This window comes from Candidatus Synechococcus calcipolaris G9, from assembly GCF_029582805.1.
Taxonomy (GTDB): Bacteria; Cyanobacteriota; Cyanobacteriia; order Thermosynechococcales; family Thermosynechococcaceae; genus Synechococcus_F; species Synechococcus_F calcipolaris.
Map to the genome: position 1 here is coordinate 34,548 of NZ_JAKKUT010000006.1, position 19,980 is coordinate 54,527.

20 protein-coding genes and 1 pseudogene are annotated in these 19,980 nt (G+C 48.8%); 11 read left to right on the forward strand and 10 right to left on the reverse strand.

Features of this window, described 5'->3' with window-relative positions:
- Window positions 1-119: 119 nt before the first annotated feature.
- Window positions 120-569, forward strand: coding sequence for a DUF6714 family protein (locus tag L3556_RS13600; RefSeq protein ID WP_277867886.1), 450 nt, complete (start codon window positions 120-122; stop codon window positions 567-569).
- Window positions 570-812: 243 nt separating this feature from the next.
- Window positions 813-1,571: a flavodoxin family protein gene (locus L3556_RS13605; RefSeq protein ID WP_277867887.1), complete on the forward strand. Its 759-nt coding sequence runs from the start codon at window positions 813-815 to the stop codon at window positions 1,569-1,571.
- 146 nt (window positions 1,572-1,717) lie between these two features.
- Here the strand turns inward: L3556_RS13605 and L3556_RS13610 are convergent, their stop codons facing one another.
- The 3 genes from L3556_RS13610 to L3556_RS13620 all read right to left on the reverse strand — a co-directional run bounded on the left by L3556_RS13610 (window position 1,718) and on the right by L3556_RS13620 (window position 6,968).
- Window positions 1,718-2,659 (reverse strand): DUF5996 family protein, encoded by a 942-nt coding sequence (locus L3556_RS13610; RefSeq protein WP_277867888.1) that lies wholly within the window; start codon window positions 2,657-2,659, stop codon window positions 1,718-1,720.
- Window positions 2,660-2,691: 32 nt separating this feature from the next.
- A complete protein-coding gene (locus L3556_RS13615; RefSeq protein ID WP_277867889.1) occupies window positions 2,692-2,967 on the reverse strand; it encodes a UBP-type zinc finger domain-containing protein in 276 nt (91 codons plus the stop codon).
- A gap of 365 nt (window positions 2,968-3,332) precedes the next feature.
- On the reverse strand, window positions 3,333-6,968 hold the full coding sequence (locus L3556_RS13620) for a WD40 domain-containing protein (RefSeq protein ID WP_277867890.1): 3,636 nt from the start codon (window positions 6,966-6,968) through the stop codon (window positions 3,333-3,335).
- 303 nt (window positions 6,969-7,271) lie between these two features.
- Here L3556_RS13620 and L3556_RS13625 point away from each other — a divergent pair, with 303 nt between their 5' ends.
- From L3556_RS13625 to L3556_RS13645, 5 genes are all read left to right on the forward strand, one after another.
- Entirely contained in the window at window positions 7,272-8,096 is an 825-nt protein-coding gene (locus tag L3556_RS13625) for an alpha/beta fold hydrolase (RefSeq protein WP_277867891.1), read from the forward strand.
- A 172-nt stretch (window positions 8,097-8,268) separates the two neighbouring features.
- Window positions 8,269-8,934 (forward strand): hydrolase, encoded by a 666-nt coding sequence (locus L3556_RS13630; protein ID WP_277867892.1) that lies wholly within the window; start codon window positions 8,269-8,271, stop codon window positions 8,932-8,934.
- A gap of 423 nt (window positions 8,935-9,357) precedes the next feature.
- Window positions 9,358-9,759, forward strand: a complete 402-nt coding sequence (locus L3556_RS13635; protein WP_277867893.1) for a RidA family protein — start codon at window positions 9,358-9,360, stop codon at window positions 9,757-9,759.
- Window positions 9,756-10,835, forward strand: coding sequence for a zinc-dependent alcohol dehydrogenase family protein (locus L3556_RS13640; RefSeq protein ID WP_277867894.1), 1,080 nt, complete (start codon window positions 9,756-9,758; stop codon window positions 10,833-10,835). The genes L3556_RS13635 and L3556_RS13640 overlap by 4 nt, the downstream gene beginning before the upstream one ends.
- A gap of 160 nt (window positions 10,836-10,995) precedes the next feature.
- Window positions 10,996-11,928, forward strand: a complete 933-nt coding sequence (locus tag L3556_RS13645) for an alpha/beta fold hydrolase (RefSeq protein WP_277867895.1) — start codon at window positions 10,996-10,998, stop codon at window positions 11,926-11,928.
- Window positions 11,929-11,956: 28 nt separating this feature from the next.
- Here L3556_RS13645 and L3556_RS13650 read toward each other — a convergent pair whose 3' ends face one another.
- A complete protein-coding gene (locus tag L3556_RS13650) occupies window positions 11,957-12,793 on the reverse strand; it encodes an IS3 family transposase (protein ID WP_277867896.1) in 837 nt (278 codons plus the stop codon).
- 5 nt (window positions 12,794-12,798) lie between these two features.
- Window positions 12,799-13,158 (reverse strand): annotated as a pseudogene (locus tag L3556_RS13655) (IS630 family transposase); the annotation flags it as partial.
- Window positions 13,159-13,201: 43 nt separating this feature from the next.
- Between L3556_RS13655 and L3556_RS13660 the strand changes: the two are divergent.
- On the forward strand, window positions 13,202-13,444 hold the full coding sequence (locus tag L3556_RS13660; protein ID WP_277867897.1) for a transposase: 243 nt from the start codon (window positions 13,202-13,204) through the stop codon (window positions 13,442-13,444).
- Between the two features lie 156 nt (window positions 13,445-13,600).
- On the opposite strand, the gene L3556_RS13665 is transcribed toward L3556_RS13660, so the two are convergent.
- Together L3556_RS13665 and L3556_RS13670 are read right to left on the reverse strand one after the other, a co-directional pair.
- Window positions 13,601-14,245, reverse strand: a complete 645-nt coding sequence (locus L3556_RS13665; RefSeq protein ID WP_277867898.1) for an HD domain-containing protein — start codon at window positions 14,243-14,245, stop codon at window positions 13,601-13,603.
- A gap of 36 nt (window positions 14,246-14,281) precedes the next feature.
- The gene (locus L3556_RS13670) at window positions 14,282-14,419 is read right to left on the reverse strand and encodes a hypothetical protein (RefSeq protein ID WP_277867899.1); all 138 of its coding nucleotides are present in this window, start codon (window positions 14,417-14,419) and stop codon (window positions 14,282-14,284) included.
- Window positions 14,420-14,563: 144 nt separating this feature from the next.
- Between L3556_RS13670 and L3556_RS13675 the strand changes: the two genes are divergently transcribed.
- Window positions 14,564-15,976, forward strand: a complete 1,413-nt coding sequence (locus tag L3556_RS13675) for an ATP-binding protein (protein ID WP_277867900.1) — start codon at window positions 14,564-14,566, stop codon at window positions 15,974-15,976.
- Here the strand turns inward: L3556_RS13675 and L3556_RS13680 are convergent.
- Complete coding sequence (locus L3556_RS13680; RefSeq protein WP_277867901.1) at window positions 15,962-16,882, reverse strand: AraC family transcriptional regulator; 921 nt, start codon at window positions 16,880-16,882, stop codon at window positions 15,962-15,964. The genes L3556_RS13675 and L3556_RS13680 overlap by 15 nt on opposite strands.
- A 155-nt stretch (window positions 16,883-17,037) precedes the next feature.
- Between L3556_RS13680 and L3556_RS13685 the strand changes: the two genes are divergently transcribed.
- Both L3556_RS13685 and L3556_RS13690 read left to right on the forward strand, forming a co-directional pair.
- Window positions 17,038-17,772, forward strand: coding sequence for an SDR family oxidoreductase (locus L3556_RS13685; RefSeq protein WP_277867902.1), 735 nt, complete (start codon window positions 17,038-17,040; stop codon window positions 17,770-17,772).
- A 47-nt stretch (window positions 17,773-17,819) separates the two neighbouring features.
- Window positions 17,820-18,065, forward strand: a complete 246-nt coding sequence (locus L3556_RS13690; protein ID WP_277867903.1) for a transposase — start codon at window positions 17,820-17,822, stop codon at window positions 18,063-18,065.
- Here the strand turns inward: L3556_RS13690 and L3556_RS13695 are convergent.
- Both L3556_RS13695 and L3556_RS13700 read right to left on the reverse strand, forming a co-directional pair.
- Window positions 18,042-19,286 carry a Y-family DNA polymerase gene (locus tag L3556_RS13695; protein WP_277867904.1) on the reverse strand — a complete coding sequence of 415 codons (1,245 nt, stop codon included), beginning with the start codon at window positions 19,284-19,286 and terminating at the stop codon, window positions 18,042-18,044. The two genes, L3556_RS13690 and L3556_RS13695, sit on opposite strands and share 24 nt — an antisense overlap.
- An 8-nt stretch (window positions 19,287-19,294) precedes the next feature.
- The gene (locus tag L3556_RS13700) at window positions 19,295-19,861 is read right to left on the reverse strand and encodes a LexA family protein (RefSeq protein WP_422110789.1); all 567 of its coding nucleotides are present in this window, start codon (window positions 19,859-19,861) and stop codon (window positions 19,295-19,297) included.
- Window positions 19,862-19,980 lie beyond the last annotated feature (119 nt).

Sequence of the window (19,980 nt, forward strand, 5' to 3'; positions counted from 1 at the left end):
ATTGATTGACTGGTGGTCGATGGTAAGGGCTGCCCCCTCCCCTACATCTGACCTGGGGTTAGGTTGAGTCAGGGAATCCCAGATTATGCATGACGCGTGATTTAAGGCATTAGATTCCTATGAAAAAAGAGAATGTCTTAAAGGAAATAAAGTCTGCCTTTTCTGGGGTGACTCTTGGTAATGGTATTGGCTTGTGGGAGGCTCAAGCGATCGATGACTATGAGTCCGAAGAAGTGCAGAAAAGAAATCGTGACAAAGACGAAAAAGAAGATTGGAGCCAACTTAGTTACGATGAACTACAGCATTGTCACAGCAGCCTTTCGTTTTTTGATGCAGAGGGGATGAGATTTCATCTGCCCGCCTATATCGTAGGCAGCCTTGACAACAATGTAAATAGTCCAATTTTTCACTTGACACAGTTAGATGATTACGCAATATTAAAGCTGGCAGCATTGAATCCCGCGCAGAGGCAAGCAATAGTAATGTACTTAAAGTGGTGCCTTGAGCAAGCGCAATATGAATTTGAATATCCGACAATCCGAAGGGCATTAAGTGAATATTGGAATTGACCTTGTCTCGAAAAAGTGGACAGAGAAATTAAGCGGAAATGGGTGAAATTAGGGAGCGGTAATACTGATCCTCAAATTGGGCAGGGGATAGAAAACCGAGGGTAAAATGAAGGTGCTTTTGTTGCAGTAAGATTATTGAGTGAATGACTTTTGTCATCAAAATCGATGTCCATCATGAAACCAACAGCTCAGCGTAAATCATCTGTATAGGTCAGAATATTGTTTTATATAGGAGTCGAAGCCATGTCACAACAGCTCAAAACAATCACAGATCGTCAGTGCCAAAATACCCCTGCACAGTATAGTGATTTAAAGGCTCTTTTTTTAAACTGCACACTCAATAGAACGCCAGTGTTATCCCATACACAAGGGGTTATCAATATTGCTAAAGCTATTTTTGAGGCCAATGGGGTAACCACTCAAGTTATTCGACCTGTAGATTATGAGATAGCGGCTGGGCTAGGGTTAGATATGTCACAAACCAATGAGTGGCAGGCAGATGAATGGCCCCATATCCAGAAAGAAATTGATGCAACTGACATCTTAGTGCTGTGTACTTCAGTATGGCTGGGTGAAAAAAGTTCTGTTTGTAGTCGAGTTTTAGAGCGGATGTATGGATATACTCATCTCTTGAATGAGAAAGGTCAGTATAGAGATTATGGGAAGGTTGGGGCAACCCTCATTACCGGGAATGAAGATGGTGTTAAACATTGCGCTATGAATATTTTGTTTTCCCTATCGCATATTGGCTATACGATCCCTCCACAAGCGGATGCAGGCTGGCTAGGCGAAGTGGGCCCTGGTCCTTCCTATTTAGATCCAGGGTCTGGAGGGCCGGAGAACGAATTTACCAATCGCAATACCACCTTTTTAACTTGGAACTGTATGCATATAGCCAGACTACTCAAAGATAATGGAGGAATTCCTGCTCACGGGAACCAACCTGACGTTTGGGATGCTGGTTGTAAGACAGACTTTAAAAATCCTGAGCATAAACGTTAGTAAAGAGAGTTTTTGGTGGCACAGCTAAACCCACGGTCAGCCGATAGAGTAATTTGAAAATCCGGGGGTAAAACCGCCTTTACTCCGCCTCCAGCACCAAGCGATAGTCGGCAAAGGCGATGGTTTTTTCATTCTTCTATTTGAATTTAAGAGTTCATTTTGAACGTTAATTGCTTGAGTTCCTCTTGATTCCAGTTGCCTAAATTAGCAGCAGCATCATAGGTGCTTTGTAAAAAGTCAAACAACATCTGATCCGGTGATTCTGCCTCGCGGACGGCATCATAGGGCAAAATAAACTCACCCAACTCTTTGCTGTAAAATGCAGCATCGGGACGAATTGCCGCCTGCTTCAATCCATCGGGTTCTGGGTACGCATAGGAATAAAATGCTGGGTATGATAATCCGGCTCCGGGCCAAAATCCGGCACTACTGACTTCCTGGGAATAGGCTTCCTGCGCCACTGCATCCGGTAGATTTGGCACCCCTCCCGGATGCTCAGGAGCCGATCGCCCCGAAAAGCGAGTCACGGCTAAATCAAAACTTCCCCAGAAAAAATGAACGGGGCTGACCTTGCCAGAAAAATGGGAGCGAAAGTCTCGAAAGACGCGATCAGACTGTAGCAGTACTTGCCAGAATCGATTGGCATAGTCTGCATCATAAGCAGCATGGGTTTCATCTTGCTCAAATCGAATCGGATCTGGAACTTCATTCGGTTTGGTGTTAATGGTGATATGAATATCTAATGCTCTAAGAGTTTCCATCACGTTCTGGTAGAAATCAGCGACAGAGCGAGGGTAGAGGGCGATCGCTCGTCTTGCCCCTTCGCTGGTTTGAATCAGCAGCTCATGATCAATAAAATCGAAGTCGATTTGAAAGATCCGGCTACCATAGGGAATCGTGGACGTAGTCAATCCCCGAACGGTTAAATAGAGGGGAGTATGCCAGGAATGATTAATCCACGGAGTTTGGGTCAACCGGATTTTGCCGATGATTTGAGTCCACATGTGTAGGGTGGCATAGGTATCCTGCCATGCGTCCAGGGGTAAACTCGGCCAAATATCTATTGGGGCAGGCTGATTTGACATCATGATTTCCTCGTGAGTAGAAAAGGGGCGCGTGATTAATAGTTCTTCTGTTGTTCATCGGCAAAACACCACAGCCATTGTTCACCCAATTCGGCTGAACTGATCACTGCGTGTTCGCTCTCTTCATAATGGCGGCGCGCGTGTTGATTCTTAGACGAGTCGCAGCACAGCATTTTGCCGCAGCTTTGGCAAATTCTCAAGTGAACCCAGCGATCTCCAACTCGCATGCATTCCTCACAGCGGAATACTGGGTAATTGGCTTTTGAAATCATATTCTCTAGCGTCAGTTCGTTCAGGTGTTGACAAGCCATAGAATGCTCCTGTGAATGTGCAAAATAGGTGCTTGATTAAATGGGATACAGCCATGTGCAAAGGAGTTGAGTGAGGCGCGGCATAATCACGTAGGTCACCAGAGTCATTAAATCAATTTTTTATTTTTAGACATTGAAATCTCCTACTTTAGTGATTGGTGAATGAGGAATTGCAGAATGAAATCAAAAGCCAAACATCTCTGCTTGTGCTTTAAAGTGAAACGTCTGTTTACCCTCATTGGTTGATGACGTAAGCGATCACGCCATGAACTGAGTCTGCAAGACAACTCCAAATTTCGCCACTTAATATCCGCGAGTTAAGCACAGAGTTAAGGTTCGCGTCGCATGCCTAAAGGTCATTTGCTTCACTGTGAAATTGCTCCTAATGCTCTCAACGTCGCTGCTTGAGTGTGCGTCAATCCAGTTGCACCTTGAATATTCATGCCTTCATAAAGTCGATCGACCATCAATGTCTGAATGCAAAATCCGGTGGTGATATCCCATACCTTAAGGGTGCGATCGTCACTGCCACTGATTAAAAACTGACCATCTGGGCTAAAGCTGACTGAGGTGACCCAACTGGTGTGTTCGTGCAAGACGTTCAAACAATATCCAGTTTGCAGATTCCAGAGCCGAATGGTCTGATCACCACTGCCACTTGCTAACAGATGATGATCAGGGCATACAGCAACCGACCATATCCCACCCGTATGCCCCCGTAAGACTTGTGTACATTCGCCAGTCTGGAGATTCCAGACTCGGATGGTTTGATCAAAACTACCGCTGATTAACTGCTGATCGTGGGCTGAAAATGCCAGGCTGAAAATGCCTCCTGTATGCCCCTGCAATACATGCCGACACACCCCAGTTTGGACATCCCACAGTCGAATAGTTTGCTCAGAACTGCCACTCGCCAAGTATTGATTGTTGTCATCAAATGCAATCGCGCACACATTGTGTTTGTGCCCCTCCAGCACTTGCAAGCATCGATGCGTTTTGACATCCCATAGCCGCACCGATTCGTCTTTGCTACCGCTTGCCAGAACATTCCCGGTTGCATCAAAAGCGACCGTCCATACAGGCGCATCATGACCCAACCACTGATGCAGCAAACCCATTGATACATTCCATAACAGCAGCGAACCGTCCTGTCCATTTGTCGCGACAGTTTGACCATCTGGGCTAAAGCTTAAGGAAGAAACCCAACTGGTTAACGGAGATGTTAAACCCGTTCGTCTCTGCAAAATTTTGTCGGGGCGTGAGGGGGAGAGTCCGGGGTCAAACCGCAACTCCCACAGATAAACGGCTTCATCCAACCCCCGACTTGCTAGAGTTGTTCCATTCGGACTGAGGCTGAGAGAACGAATGCCACTAGTACAACCACACCATGTTTTGAGGCTTTGTCCTTGCAAATTCCACAACCGCACGGTTTGGTCTTGGCTCGCACTGACAAGGAGTTGACCTCGAAGGGCGATCGCCAGCACATCATCCGTATGGCCATCTAAAACATTAATGCATTGCGCCTCTTGCACATGCCAAAGGCGCAGTGTTCCATCATCACTCCCTGTCGCCAGAATACAACCATCTGAGCTAAACGCCATTCCCCAAACACCACCGGTATGGCCAGACAACACCGTTGAACTCACCCTAGATGGATGATTACTCGTAACCGTCTGCCCATGCCAAAGTCGAATTGACCCGTCAAAACCACCACTGGCGAGTAGTTGACCGTTTGGGCTGTAACGCACACAATGAACCCCATCACCATAGCCTTGCAATACACTCAGACAGGTTCCACTGCTTGTGTTCCAAATCCTCACCGATTCGTCTTTGCTACCGCTGACTAGGGTTTGGTTATCCGGCGAGAAGTGGACAGAATAAACGTTTTTAGTATGCCCTTGCAGAACCTGAAGGCAGTCTCCCTTGAGGTTCCATACCCTTACCGTCTGGTCATCACTGCCGCTGGCTAAGCGATGCCCATCCGGGCTAAAGGTCACCGACCAAACGCAGCCTGTATGCTCGGTAGCTACCCATAAACACTGACCGCTCTCCAAATCCCATAACCGCACCGACGTGTCACTACCGCTACTGGCTAGCTGGCGACCATCTGGACTAAAGGCCACACACCAGACCCAACTTGTATGGCCTACAAACGTTGCCAGTAATTGAGTGGTGGCGATCTGCCAGAGGTAGATCAGCCCAGTGGAATCCCCCACTGCCACCATCTGTCCGTCTGGGCTAAGGTCGATCGACATGGCACTATTTAAGCTCTCGGAAAAAATGGATTGGGTCAAATCGGTATCTTTAAAGTTGACCCCGGCTAAGTTGACCTGCCGCAAGTCAGCTTGCTGCACGACCAGCCCCGAAAAGTCAGAGCCACGCAAATCGACCTTAAGCTGAACCAGCAGATTGATCAGATTACCTGCGGCATAGCCTGCTAGGGAACTGGATGAATATTGTTGCTGGGTTAGCAATAACTGGGCTCTATCTTCAACCACTGACACATTCTGGTATGAGGACAAAAGCCATTCGATCATAGGCTGCATGATCAGTCGCAATTGAATCTCTCGAACATAATCTTTGGCCTGGATGCGAATTAAGGAATGGCTTTGCCATACATCTAGCTGCTGCGTTGTAAATTCGGTGCAAAGCCGTTGAATCAGTCGCTCTGTCACATATTCCATAACAACGGGTTGAAGAAAGAATGTTTTATCTTTTTTTTCAAGCAGCGATCGCCGGAGTAGGGAATTAATATGTTGGGGAATACTTTGCTGATGCATCGATCCGATCACACTATTTTGAATGTCTGTAAGCGTCAGAGGTTCACGGTGAATGGCAAACCAAAATAATGTTTTTTTCTCAGCGTCTGATAAGCGGCTGAACTGGCGATCGAGCAAATCACGGATATCTTCAAAGATCAGGATTCTCTGACTGAGGTACGCTAAAAACTCACGAATGCTATTGTTGAATACATCCTGGGTGGCAGATGCGACCATTTTTAGTGCTAGGGGATTGCCGCCATAGTGATTTACCAGGGTCTGCCATTCTGTTTCTGAACCTGTAAATATGCCCTTTTGTCGGAAAATGGCGCGTCCATCGTCAGGCGTTAGTCCGCTGAGCGGCAACGTTTTAACCAGGCTTTGTTCTCCTTCCATCAAAGCCATTACGCGGGGTTTCTCGCGGCTGGTAAGTAATAGACAGCTTTGGTGAGGCGTTTCACCCAGCACTCTCAAAAATTGCCCGTAGGCTTCATAACCCGATCTCCACTGACCCACCTGTTTACTCTGCAAAATAGTTTCAACGTTGTCTAAAAGGAGCAGACATCGCTGCGATCGCAAATATTGCATCAGCTTAGAAAGCTTTTCATGCAAGGCTGCCGGGATGATTGGATCATCCCCTTGAAGCGGCATCAGAAATTTCAGCAGGCTGATTAGCAGGTTCTCAAATGAAGGTGCGTTGGCCAGCGATCGCCACACCACCACCTCAAACTCAGACTGCATTTGCAGGGCTGCTTTGACGGCGATCGTACTTTTTCCAATACCGCCAATGCCGAACAGTCCTACCACGCGGCAGCGGTCGGCCACCATCCACTGCCACAGTTGGGCCAGATCGGCCCCGCGTCCGTAAAACACCGAGGCATCGGCTGCATTATCCCAATCCTGCCAGTCATTGCTTCGCGGTGGCGCTGAGGGTGCGGCGAGGACAGCAGGAGTCGTATAGTCGGCGCTCGTCAGCTCCAATCCAAAGGCTTGAAAGAGTAGTTCCAGGGATTGGCGATCGACCCCCAGTTCACGTTTGATAATACGAGCCAGGGTATTGAGGGATAGACCGGTGCGATTACTCAGCTCTTCCTGGGTAAACCGTTTTCCCCAACCCTCGGTAGATTCGGCTTGCTGTTTAACCGTTTGCCACCGCTGCCAACCTTTGGGCGAAAGGGCGACGCCTCGAACCCGCTTAGGAGGTTTGAGATCGCGCCTTGATCCTTTCGGGTTGGCATCCATAGATCAGTATCGGTTCGAAAGAGTAAAGCGAGCCTATCTACCAGTCTTTTCTACCTAAGGGGAACGACAAGGTTGCCAGGGTACTTCTGGCGACCATAGCTTGCGTTGATTAAAAACTTATTAGTAAAACTTATCAGCCAGAACCTTTCTGTCTGAAGAATATCACGCCCATTTCGATAAGTCACGTGCTAACTCAACGATCTTGAGTGGGCCGAAAAGGTGTGTGGCTGAAGAATGGGGACAGATCAGCAACCTAATGACCATTTTCATTTCCACTCTTAATTTATCCCCAAGGAAAATTTTATGACAATTCTCACTACCCCAGACGGTACTCAACTCTATTACAAAGACTGGGGCGCAGGTCAGCCCGTTGTCTTCAGCCACGGCTGGCCACTGAATTCTGACAGTTGGGAAGCGCAGATGCTGTTTCTGGCAGATCATGGATTTCGGGCGATCGCTCACGACCGACGCGGCCACGGACGATCAAGCCAGCCCTGGAACGGCAATGAGATGAATACCTATGCGGACGACCTGGCCACCCTGATCGACACCCTAGACCTAACGGATGCCACCCTAATTGGCTTTTCAACGGGCGGCGGCGAGGTGGCTCGCTACATCGGTCGTCACGGCACTCGTCGAGTTTCTAAGGCGGCGCTGATCTCGGCGATCCCTCCGTTAATGGTGAAAACGGAGGACAATCCCGATGGTCTACCCATTGAGGTGTTCGATGGGTTGCGGGCGGGCTCCATTGCCGATCGCTCACAGCTCTACCGCAACCTGGCCAGCGGCCCCTTCTTTGGCTTCAACCGTCCTGAGTCCAAGGTTTCCCAAGGCATGATCGACTGGTTTTGGCTTCAGGGCATGCAGGCGGGCCACAAGAACGCCTTCGACTGTATCAAAGCTTTCTCTGAAACTGACTTCACGGAAGACCTGAAAAAGTTTGACGTGCCCACGCTCATCCTGCACGGCGATGATGACCAGATTGTGCCGATTGGAGCTGCTGCGATCGCCGCCGCCAAACTAGTGCCTCAAGCCAACCTCAAAATCTACTCCGGTGCCCCCCATGGGTTGACCGATACTCACAAAGATCAACTCAACGCTGACCTGTTGTCATTCCTGAAAAATTAACGCTGGATATTTAGAAAACGTTTACGATCTCTGCTCCTAATGCATATCTAACTTGCCTGCAAGTTCTAGTAAGCCATCAAAATTAGATCGTTAGATTTTGCCTGTTTGTTGAACAACGCCCCCACTTTTAAACCTTCTGCAACCATCGATCTCTAAAAGGAAATCTATAGCTATGTCTGAAAATCCAAAAACCGGCCTAGAAGGACTGCTTCGTCCAGAAGATAGCATTTTGGTACTTATTGACCACCAGCCTTATCAGTTTACCAACCTGAATAGCCATGAACCCACAATGATCATTAACAATGTTATTGGTCTTGCCAAATCGGCAAAAGTGTTCAACGTCCCCACAATCCTGACCACAGTCATTGAAGAGAGAGGGGGTTATATTATCAAGGGACTACAGGATGTTTTTCCCGATCAAAAACCGATCAACCGCACTTTTATCAATACTTGGGAAGATCCAAACGTTACAGATGTAGTGAAGAAAAGTGGCCGTAAACAACTTATTCTTGCGGCGCTTTGGACCGAGATCTGTCTGGCAATGCCAGCAATCCAGGCGCTGGGTGAAGGCTATGAAGTATTCATCGTTACCGACGCTTCGGGGGGTGTTACTGCGGAAGCTCATGATATGGCTGTTCGCCGAATGGTTCAGGCTGGTGCAGTTCCGATCAACTGGATGGCTGTACTTGCTGAATGGCAACGTGACTGGGCACGTACAAAAACATCTGCGGGTGTATCAGATGTTCTTCTTGAGCATGGCGGTGCTAGTGCGGTAGCCTTGGCCTGGGAACTTCAACTCCTTGCAACAACCCCTCCAGTGAGCGCAGGTGCACATTAATACTTGAGGTTTCCTCTAGGAAAGCAACAAGTAAAACGGGAGGCAGCATTTTGAAAAAGATAACGTGCTGTCTCCTGTATGTGAACACAATCACACGAGCAGCTCCTTGTCTAGGGCGTGTCTGTGAATTCAAAGCCAAAATTGCCAAAGTTGAATAGTTAGAAGATCGCTTGCATAAGCCCATTTTTCGACAAGGGGATAGCCTCTGTTTGTCAGCTGAAAAGCTAAGCTAGTGGCGTTGTCCGGTAGGCGAATTACCCCAAATAGGCATCAGTGAGTACCATGCGAGATTCTACGATATCACCTCTCTTGTGCTGATTCCCGTTTTCCTAGTGATTGTTTTCCGGGTGTTCAAACGTGGCAAGGCATCCGAACCCGTTTTGCAAGGCGAGATAGAGTCAAACGTACTATACAAGGAACGTTATGAGTAAACCCAAGTTTTTTGTCACTCCTGGCTATGGGGAATACATGCTGAATAACTTGCGTTACTCGCAAGCGGTAAAAATTGGCGATCGCGTGGAGACATCAGGTCAAGGTGGCTGGGATGACAATCTGCAAATTCCTGAATTGCTGGCGGACGAGATTGCTCAAGCGTTTCGGAATATCGAGCGAACCCTGGCAACTGCTGGGGCGGGTTGGGAGCATGTTGTTCACATCAATTCTTACCATGTTGGCGGGTTGCCCCCAGAAGTTAACGAGGTGATGGTCAGGCTATATCGCCATTACATGCCCGACCACGCGCCAATTTGGACACAGATAGGAGTCGCGGCGCTGGGACTGCCAACGATGCGGATTGAAATCCGCGTGACTGCAATTGTTCCGTGAGTTTTGCACAAGCGGCAACAGGCTATTGCGAAGTTAGGGAGTTACCTCAGCTGAGTGGTACCGAAATCCCGTCACTGTTTACTTTAAATCAAGGAGAGTTGGCGCAGATGGAATCTATGAAGGCAGCCGTATTAACTGCGTTTGGTGATGCTGAGAAGTTTGAGATTCAAACGGTTCCCATACCAACACTGAAGGCGAATCAGGTGTTAGTCAGAGTTTGTGCAACCTCGATTAACCCGGTCGATTACCAAACTCGTCGTGGTGATTACAAGGAACTGGTTCGATTACCCGCCATCATTGGAGTCGATGTTTCAGGGGTGATTGAGGCAGTTGGCGAAGCTGTGACTGATTTCAAGGTGGGAGACAACGTGTACTACTCGCCGCAAATTTTTGGAGAATTCGGTAGCTACGCCCAGTATCATGTGGCTGATGCAGCGATTGTTGCATTGAAGCCTGCAAATCTATCGCATATTGAAGCTGCTTCTTTTCCGCTTGCAGGTGGGACTGCTTGGGATTGTCTGGTGACTAGGGGCAATCTACAAGTTGGTGAAACAGTTCTTATCCATGCGGGTGCGGGTGGAGTGGGTTCGATCGCAATTCAACTCGCCAAAGCGATCGGGGCATACGTTTTTACGACGTGTAGTTCTAGAAACCGAGATTTCGTGACAGCACTGGGCGCAGATCGGGTGATTGATTACAAAAATGAAAATTATGTAGAAGTCATTCGTCAAGAAACCAATGGACTGGGTGTGGATTTAGTTCTAGATACGATCGGCGGAGAAACCATTCAGCGCAGTCTAGAAATCATTCGTCCCTTTGGTCGGCTGACAAGCATTGTAGACGTTGCCATACCGCAATCGCTGCTGGAAGCATGGGGTAAGAATCTGTCGATTCATTTTGTTTTTTCACCCCAGTACCGAGCAAAATTAGAGGCTTTGACAAAACTCATCGAGCGTCAACAGCTTCGCCCAGTGATTGATTCAGTATGGTCTTGGGATCAGGTTGTTCTGGCACATCAACATCTAGAGCAGGGAGGAACACGGGGCAAAGTTGTGCTGAAGTTTACAGAAAATTAGTCCAGCTTTACGACGTTGGTAATTGCTAAATGGATCGGAGTTTGATTGTGTATTGAACAGAGGAGAGATTCAAATGTCAGCCAAAAATAAAGCAATCTTAGAAGAGGCAAACGCGGCGATCTCTATCTGAGTCTATCTATTACAGGTCGGGAATTGGAAGGTGAAGCTATCACCAGTACTGCCCGTACTGATGAAGCAGATCAAAACTTTTACACGTGCAATCAAAGGAAAAGAGATGAAATTACGCTACGGGTTTCGACAGGTCGGCGACATCGAAGTGTTCTACCGCGAGGCTGGGTCAAGCGATGCGCCAGTGATCCTGCTGTTGCATGGCTTTCCGACCGCTAGCCACATGTTCCGCGACCTGATCCCTCTGCTCGCCGATCACTTTCGGCTCATTGCGCCGGATCTGCCTGGTTTCGGACAGACTAAGGCACCGCCGCGCGGGACGTTCGATTATACGTTCGACCGCCTTGCCGATGTGATCGAGGACTTTACCGAGGCTTTGTCGCTCGATCAATACGTGCTTTACATCTTCGACTACGGTGCGCCGGTAGGGCTGCGTCTGGCGATGCGTCATCCTGAACGGGTATCTGCGATCGTCTCGCAAAACGGCAACGCCTACCTTGAGGGGTTCAGTGACGAATGGGGGCCATGGGTAGCCTATTGGCGTGAACCGAGCGCAGCGAACCGGGAAGCCTGCCGACCCTCCCTCGCGCCGGACACAATCCGGAACTGGCAGTATGGTACCGGAGCCGATCCAACCCTTCTATCGCCCGACGGCTACGAACTCGACATTGCCTACATGGGGCGGCCAGACGCGGAGGAGATCCAGCTCGATCTGATCCTCGACTACCGCAGTAACGTCGTGCTTTATCCAGCCTTCCAGTCCTACTTTCGCGAGCACCGTCCGCCGCTTCTCGCCGTCTGGGGTCGTCATGATCCGGCATTTCTGCCCGCTGGTGCTGCCGCCTATCAGCGAGATCTCCCAGATGCAAAGATTCACCTGCTCGACGCCGGACATTTCGCGCTGGAGACTCATGCAGAGGAGGTCGCAACGTTGATCCGCGCGTTCCTTGACGGTACGATCTGACCATGTCTGGAAAAAGTGGACAGTGAAATTAAGCGGAAATGGGTGAAATTAGGGAGCGGTAATACTGATCCTCAAATTGAGCAGGGGATAGAAAACCGAGAGTGGAATGAAGGCGTTTACGGTTGTAGAAGACTTCAATCCATTCAACAATGGTCGTCCTGGCAATCGCCCGGTTTGGAAACACCGTGGGGTGAATCAGCTCGGTTTTTATCGTGCCGAAAAAGCGTTCAGCGACCGCATTATCCCAGCAGTTGCCCCGACGGCTTATACTACAGGCTATATTAGCTTGCCTTAGTGCCTGTTGATAGTCGTGACTGGCATATTGTGACCCCCGGTCTGAGTGAAATAATAAACCAGCGCTTGACGGTTTCCGGTGTCCCAAGGCGGCAGACAACGCGGTCAAAACCAGTTCGGTGCGCAAATGCTCGGCAATAGACCATCCCACCACCCTACGAGAGAATAGGTCGAGAATGACCGCTAGATAGACCCATCCTTCGGCTGTCCAGATATAGGTGATATCGGCCACCCACACTTGGTCTGAGGCATCTGTCTTAAAGCAACGATCTAAGGTATTCTCTGCTATCGGTAGCCGATGATTTGAATCCGTTGTTCCCTTAAATTTCCGTCGCAGATGGGCATTGATCCCCAAGTTTGCCATTAATCGGATCACCCGTTGACGGCTGATCGGGAAGCCTTGAGCAGCTAAGGCTGCTTGTATCCTCGGTGAGCCATAGGTTTGACGGCTCTCTTGCTGAATCTGTTGAATCATTTGGCTCAATGTCTCATTCTCCTTACCTCGGGGTGATAATGGTCGGTTGCACCAGGCATAATAGCCACTCCTCGATTGCTTTATAGCAGTCGCCATATAGATTAGGACGCTATGCTTAGAACGTTCTCCATCGCTTCTCGTAGGGTGTCAAACTCACCTAAGCATTTGCGAATCCGGCTCTTAATCCATGACCAACATTTTTCAATGGGATTCAAGTCGGGAGAATAGGGGGGCAAGTACCATACCTCACAGCCTGCTGCTTTCACCAGTTCTTCAATTCGTCCGCCTTTGTGAAAACTGGCATTGTCAATCACGAGCGTCTGCCCTGGCTGCAATACGGGAATCAAGCAGGTTTCTCGCCATACCTCAAAGATGGAGCGATTACACATGCCGTCTACGGTAAATGGAGCCATCAATTGACCTGCACACAGAGCCGCAATCATATTGACACGTCCACTCCGACTGACCCTGACTAAAAAAAAGGACAAACTCCAAGAGTCGCCAATGAAGGAGAAAGTCCAAATGAGCCAAAAACCAAGACGAACATATACTGCCGAACAAAAAGTTGAAGCTGTGGCAATTGTGAAACAGTCAGGCAAGCCGATTAGCCAAGTCGCCCAGGAAATGGGATTGACAGAAAGTGCCCTACGCCAATGGGTGAAAAAGCAACGATTGACCAAATCAGTGGCAACCAAAGGGCATCGCTTGGAGCATTCTAAACTCAATCCTAGCCATGACCATAAATGAAACTGGAATCTCCCTCAAGGGCAGAGCCAGCATAGTATTACTCTCCACCGACTCCGCTTCACGAATACGAGAGACAGTGATGTGAGGCATGGCCGTAGTACAGGGAATCCCATCCGGCAACCTCAATCGCCATTCTTAAATCAGCCATCATTCCTCCTACTGCGTCTTAGGATCACTGGGGACATAATCCTTCGGCAAAACAAATCCTTCCGTCAGCCGCACCAGTTCCGTAAGCTCAGCATAGGTGGTCGTCAGCCGCTCCAATAGAACTGCGGGAATAAGGTGAGCCTGATCAAAAGCGACAATGATTTCCCGGTAATACCAGAGAGTTTTCTCCCGCTTAAACGTCATCCAGAACGCCGTCCCCATCGCCCGATAGTCCCGCACAATCGAGAGCAAATTGTGGAGCTTATCGCAGGCAGTCACCAAATGGTAATCCCGTTTGCTGGCATCACTGGTGGCAACATGGTTGATATAGCGGCTTTTCCGGGGAACCCAGGCCTCTTTGACTTCACCTTTGCGCTTATCAATCAACGAATCAGAACATAACTCCACCAACGTCGCCACCCCATCCCCAAACTTAGCTCGGATGGCATTGAGAGTATCTATCCCACCTTGATCTTCCGGGCCATCATGGAGCAGCCCAGAGATCGCCGCATCCTCCCCACCCCCAAACGAGATCACCAGGGCTGAAACTGCGTACAAGTGCGAGATATAGGGAACACCAGAGCCTTTCCGTTTCTGGTTTTCATGGAGCGTTGCCGCATATTCCAACGCATCTAAATACCGAGTAGAGAGCATTATTAACCTCCTACTAATTGAGTCATAGTCATCGAATCAACCCATATCCGGGTCTTCACCTTCAGCGGCATACCAAAGCACATCCAAGCAATAAGCCACCTCCCGCACCTGCCGTCCCATCAATGAGAGGGTTTTCCCCATCGCCCGCCGGTCTTCCACAGAAAGATCCCTCATGTCTATCACCTCGCTTTTAACCTCAACATCTACATCATGGCAGAACCAAAATCTGGCATAACTAAAATCAAAATAAGACTAGAATGCTTGTGAACATTGAATCATAGCCTTTTAACTCAATTGGGAACCTGGGGAATTAAATCAATGCCACGCACCAGTTATGGAAAAACCTTCCTAAGACAAGTCGGATTTGTCCTAGAGACCATTCTCTGGGTAGAAATAAACATTACCCCTGAGCAGCAAACCCTAGACCGTTGGCTATCAGAAATTCATCCCCACCCCGCCCTACCCCACACAACCGAGATAGAAGTCCGCACCACCTTGATCCAGTTGCTTCGGTATATGCGTGAATACGGGAAATACACCAGTCAGTTTAATCAGTTATTTGTCCCTGGTTCACAGACCAACCCCACCATTCGTAAACGGAATCTAGAACGGCTACGTTCAGTCCTCTACCGCCTAACCGAATTGGGATACTTTAAGCGATTGATCAGCACTAAAAAAGAAGAATGTCACTTTTTCCTCATTCTGCCAGGACTAGAGGATATGACAGACTACCAGACTTGGCTCAGAACCCAACTCCCCCACGATTGGGCAGAAGCACAACGAGCCGGTCAACGTAAACCACCCCCTACCTTCGCCAGTCCAATTACAGGTCGCCGTCAAGAAATTAAAGCCCTGAAAGACTATTTTCATCGTGGAGTGCGGCTGATTATCCTCTATGGATTACCAGGAGTAGGAAAAACAGTTCTCGCCCAGCAAGCACTAGGGGAATTAGGCTTTAGCAAAATTTATCGCCTCACAGCCCAACCGGATCCCTATCTCCCCGATTGGTTGAAATCACAAGTCGGACATTCAGGTCAATGGCAAACTTACTTGAAGCAACATCGGGCAGCAGTAGTCATAGAGGGTTTCCAGACCTGTTTAGACCAACAGGGGTATGTACGTTCCGATTGCCAGTCCTGGTCAAAATTTCTGTACGAGCAACGCTGGGCCGAAGGTTGGCTAACAATAATGACCAGTAACCAAATCATTGCCGAGTCAAAAATCACCAGTCGTAGCTTAATGATTGTCGGTCTAACCGTAGATGATTGGCGCACCGACTGGAATCATCGGCAGATCAGCGTCTCAGATACAACCCTAGAGGCAATCCACCAGACCTATGGAGGGCACCCCAAAGTCATGCGGATTCTTGGCAACCTGATCTGTGAACAGCACCAAGGCAATGGAGAAGCATTTTGGACAAAGCATCAGTACAATCTCCTAGGTCATCCGCAGATCGAGGATTTATATAACCGTCAATGGCAGCCCATTAAACAGAAGTTTCCCCAACAATTCCAACGAATGCAGAAGACATTGCCCCAGGTAGTAGGCTGTCTAGATGCTCTGGAACCTAGCGAGAAAGAATTACTCGACCACTACTTGATCACCAGTGGGACTGATTCAGCAAATACACTTGCTCTAGCTCAAACGATGTCACTAGAGAACATCCCGCGTCTAGGTCGCCCAGAAATTGGAATCACATCTACTAGCAGTCTTCGTTCAAGCTGTCCGTAACCGTTCAATGTCTCGAATGGGTGGCGCACCGAACAAGCGCGAATATTCCCGACTGAACTGTGAGGGACTTTCATATCCCACCTGGTAGGCAGTAGAGGTCGCATCGAAATCCTCAGCGAGCATCAGACGACGCGCTTCTAACAGTCTTAACTGCTTCTGATACTGAAGCGGACTCATCGAAGTAACTTTCTTGAAATGCTGATGCAACGACGAGGTAGACATGCCAATCTGACTCGCTAAATCCTCGATCCGCATCGGTTGGGTAAAATTAGATTTAATTTGTTGAATGGCTGAGGCAATTCGCTGCATATTACTGCCGGATGTAGCAATTTGACGCACGGCTTCCCCTTGTTCACCCATCAGCAGATGGTAATAGAGTTCACGAATCATCAACGATGCCAGCATGGAGATGTGTTGCGGAGTGTCCAAGAGCTTGATGAGGCGAAGGGTACATTCCATCAAGGCTGGATCGACGTTGCTAACCAATACACCTCGAACAGAGTTTCCTTTTTTTGCCGAACTGGTACCCATTTGGGCAACCATCTCACACAATTGCATCAAGTCTAAGTTCAGCTTCAGTCCTAAATACGGCTTGTCAGGTGTCGCCTCAGTTACAAAGCCACTCAGCGGTAAATCAACGGAAACGACGAGATACTGCATTGCACCATACTGATACATCTCCTCACCCAGAAATGCTTTTTTCTGACCTTGAACGACGATCGCCAGAATTGGTTCGTACACGCTATGAGGTGCATTAGATACTGTATCTGAGCGTGTAAAGTCTAATTGCTCAATTGCCGTGGGTTGAATCATGTTGCCGCTAGATTGGGTATGCTGCATGATCCGTGTGGCAATTTCCTGGCGGTGATCCGCGATTATGTCAGGATGAGAGACTGCGACTGTCATAGCAGAGACTCGACTAAATCAATACCTCGCACTTGACCATTATAGAATCTCTGCAAACGATCGCTCTGGAGAATCAGGCAATCATTGGATAGGTTCAGACATTTCAAGAACAGCTTTTCAAACCTATGCTGAACAGAATAGAGAGGAAAACAACGATGTTAAACATTGAGAACAAAGTCATTGTGATCACTGGAGCCAGTAGCGGGATTGGCGAAGCCACAGCTAAGTTACTCGCTCGAAACGGTGCAAAGGTGCTTTTGGGCGCACGACGCACCGAAAAGCTCGAAAAAATTGTTGAGGAGATCCACACCTCAGGCGGTACAGCAGAATTCAAAGCCGTAGATGTCACCGATCGAGAAGATGTGAAAGCGTTCATTGGGTTTGCGAAAGACAAGTTCGATCGCGTCGATGTCATCTTTAACAACGCAGGCGTGATGCCTCTATCCCCGATGAATGCTTTGAAGGTCGAGGAATGGGACAACATGATTAACGTGAATATCAACGGAGTGTTGAATGGCATTGCAGCAGCTTTGCCGATTATGGAAGCGCAAGGTGACGGACAAATCATCAATACTGCGTCGATTGGTGCCCATGTGGTAGTACCCACTAGCGCAGTTTACAGCGCGACCAAGTACGCAGTTTGGGCAATCTCTGAAGGACTGCGGCAGGAGTCGAAAATGATTCGCGTCACCGTCATCTCTCCCGGTGTGGTTGAGACTGAACTCGGCTCTGATATCACCGACGAGCCAACAAAAGGCTTCTTGAAAGAACTTCGCAAAGATGCACTCAACCCAGATACGATCGCCAGCGCTGTCCTGTATGCCGTATCCCAGCCGGATGATGTTGATGTCAACGAAGTGATTGTTCGCCCGATCCGTCAGATGATGTAGGCAACTGACCCTGACTGAAAAAAGTGTACAAACTCCAAGAGTCGCCAATGAAGGAGAAAGTCGAAATGAGCCAAAAACCAAGACGAACATATACTGCCGAACAAAAAGCTGACGCTGTGGCAATAGTGCAACAGTCAGGCAAGCCGATCAGCCAAGTCGCCCAGGAAATGGGTTTGACAGAAAGTGCCCTACGCAAATGGGTCAAACAAGCAATCATTCATGTATTGCTACGGATGGAAGAGGACTTCCCCCATCAGTATCTAGTATCCCTACGAGGCATTAATCGTCAATAAACTAGACCACTGCGTCGTGTACTGAGGAGAACGTTGACAGCATCGTATCGCCCAGGGCTGCTCCAACCCCATGGCAGCATAACGAAGAGTATGCCGTCCAAACCGATGATTAATTCCGTCAAGCGTCGCCATCAACGCCCCCCCCTTTTCATCATCCAGAGAATCAAAAAGAGTCTGCTGAATCGCCCGTTCAGAACCTAACCCTTGAAGCATGACCCCAGCCTTCCTGTAAGACCGCCCCGTCTGGTAAATAGCCTCAGCACAACGCAAAGCCCCACCGATCAACATCCCCGTATGGTTCGTCGCCCTGAGTAACGAGAGACTAGCACTAGGCGACTCGTAATTGTCCTGAAACCGATTAGTTCGAGCAAAAACCGTTAAATAAGTAGCCGTTAGTCCCCGCCTCCGCAGCTTCTCCGCCGCCCGACTGACATAGGTCGCCACCGTCTGCTTCAACTCAGAAAGCGTCGTGACCGGTTGCCCAAACGAGCGAGAGACAACCAAGCATTGCTGCGGACTAGAGATCGCCTCCAGCGGAAGACACGATTCCCCCCGTAACTCCCGCACAATACGCTCCATAACAACATTAAATTGTTGGCGAATCATCGCCAGATCAGCATCTCGTAACTCAGCAGCCGTCGTGATATTCAACGACCGTAATCGACCACCCCATCGCGTCGAGATGCCCCAAATATCCTCCACAGCCAGACAGTCTAACGCTGAACCGATCATTGTTGGTGCCAACACCAAAACCCCGGCTTGCTGCTTAGCGATCCTATTAGCGACCTTAGCCAACACCTTAGTAGAGGCAACCCCAATCGAAACAGGAATACCCGTCCATTGCAGCACCGTTTGACGAATCACCTGCCCATGCTCCAAGAGTTGAGATTGAAACCCAGAGAAATCCAGGAACGCCTCATCAATCGAATACACCTCCAAATCCGGGCAGAGATCAGCCAGAATTTGCATCACCCTCCGACTCATATCCCCATAAAGAGCATAATTACTAGAAAAAACCTGAATATGGTGAACAGCAACAAGGTCTTTGATCTTGAAAAAAGGAATACCCATCGGCACCCCCAACGCCTTCACCTCCTGAGAGCGAGCCACCACACAGCCATCATTATTAGACAAAACAACCACAGGTCGTCCCTGAAGCTTGGGATTAAAGACTCGTTCACAGGAGACATAGAAATTATTGCAGTCCACCAGAGCAAACATAGAAGCCCCTACAACGCATGGATCACACTGGTGACAACACCCCAGACAAGAAACGCACTAGCATCAGTAATCTCAATATCAGGATAAACAGGATTCTCTGCCTGTAGGAAAAGCCGACCCTGTACATATTTCAATCGCTTAATCGTAAGCTCCCCATTTAAGACCGCAACGACCACCTGCCCATCCTTCGGTACCAGGGAACGGTCAACAATAATCAGATCCCCATCATGGATACCGCCGCCAATCATCGAATCCCCCGCCACCCTCGCCATAAACGTAGCGGCTGGATTATGGATGAGATAGTGATTAAGGTCTAAACGTTGCTCAATAAAATCATCCGCTGGCGAAGGAAAGCCAGCAGAGACAGGCATTAGGTAGAGAGGCAACGCCAACGAATCTCCCCGTTGAGGACGATATAGCTCAGAGAGAATCGTCCTGGGAAATGGCTGTTGATGCAAGCACAGTGGAATCGGCTCCATGAACCTCAGAGGCAAACGAGCCGCCGTAGTAGGTTCAGCATCGATTTCCGTCCCCCTTGATTGCTCGGTTCCGGGTTTGACTCCACCTTGCATCATTCATGTACGAAATTCAATACATTTATCTTAGCCAAAATTAGTCAAGTATAGAGAAAGAGCAAATTGGAAGAGACGAGCCGGGCGAGATTGAATATCTGAGGGCAACAGGGTGGGATAGG

Bases quoted from the DNA above. Each gene is read 5' to 3' on its own strand.
- L3556_RS13670 (WP_277867899.1), bottom strand. From the start codon at position 14,419: ATGAGGGATCTTTCTGTGGAAGACCGGCGGGCGATGGGGAAAACCCTC.
- L3556_RS13690 (WP_277867903.1), top strand. From the start codon at position 17,820: ATGAAGGAGAAAGTCGAAATGAGCCAAAAACCAAGACGAACATATACT.
- L3556_RS13620 (WP_277867890.1), bottom strand. From the start codon at position 6,968: ATGGATGCCAACCCGAAAGGATCAAGGCGCGATCTCAAACCTCCTAAG.
- L3556_RS13685 (WP_277867902.1), top strand. From the start codon at position 17,038: ATGTTAAACATTGAGAACAAAGTCATTGTGATCACTGGAGCCAGTAGC.
- L3556_RS13665 (WP_277867898.1), bottom strand. From the start codon at position 14,245: ATGCTCTCTACTCGGTATTTAGATGCGTTGGAATATGCGGCAACGCTC.
- L3556_RS13660 (WP_277867897.1), top strand. From the start codon at position 13,202: ATGAAGGAGAAAGTCCAAATGAGCCAAAAACCAAGACGAACATATACT.
- L3556_RS13615 (WP_277867889.1), bottom strand. From the start codon at position 2,967: ATGGCTTGTCAACACCTGAACGAACTGACGCTAGAGAATATGATTTCA.
- L3556_RS13680 (WP_277867901.1), bottom strand. From the start codon at position 16,882: ATGACAGTCGCAGTCTCTCATCCTGACATAATCGCGGATCACCGCCAG.
- L3556_RS13605 (WP_277867887.1), top strand. From the start codon at position 813: ATGTCACAACAGCTCAAAACAATCACAGATCGTCAGTGCCAAAATACC.
- L3556_RS13600 (WP_277867886.1), top strand. From the start codon at position 120: ATGAAAAAAGAGAATGTCTTAAAGGAAATAAAGTCTGCCTTTTCTGGG.
- L3556_RS13700 (WP_422110789.1), bottom strand. From the start codon at position 19,861: ATGATGCAAGGTGGAGTCAAACCCGGAACCGAGCAATCAAGGGGGACG.
- L3556_RS13625 (WP_277867891.1), top strand. From the start codon at position 7,272: ATGACAATTCTCACTACCCCAGACGGTACTCAACTCTATTACAAAGAC.
- L3556_RS13675 (WP_277867900.1), top strand. From the start codon at position 14,564: ATGCCACGCACCAGTTATGGAAAAACCTTCCTAAGACAAGTCGGATTT.
- L3556_RS13650 (WP_277867896.1), bottom strand. From the start codon at position 12,793: ATGGCGACTGCTATAAAGCAATCGAGGAGTGGCTATTATGCCTGGTGC.
- L3556_RS13695 (WP_277867904.1), bottom strand. From the start codon at position 19,286: ATGTTTGCTCTGGTGGACTGCAATAATTTCTATGTCTCCTGTGAACGA.
- L3556_RS13635 (WP_277867893.1), top strand. From the start codon at position 9,358: ATGAGTAAACCCAAGTTTTTTGTCACTCCTGGCTATGGGGAATACATG.
- L3556_RS13610 (WP_277867888.1), bottom strand. From the start codon at position 2,659: ATGATGTCAAATCAGCCTGCCCCAATAGATATTTGGCCGAGTTTACCC.
- L3556_RS13630 (WP_277867892.1), top strand. From the start codon at position 8,269: ATGTCTGAAAATCCAAAAACCGGCCTAGAAGGACTGCTTCGTCCAGAA.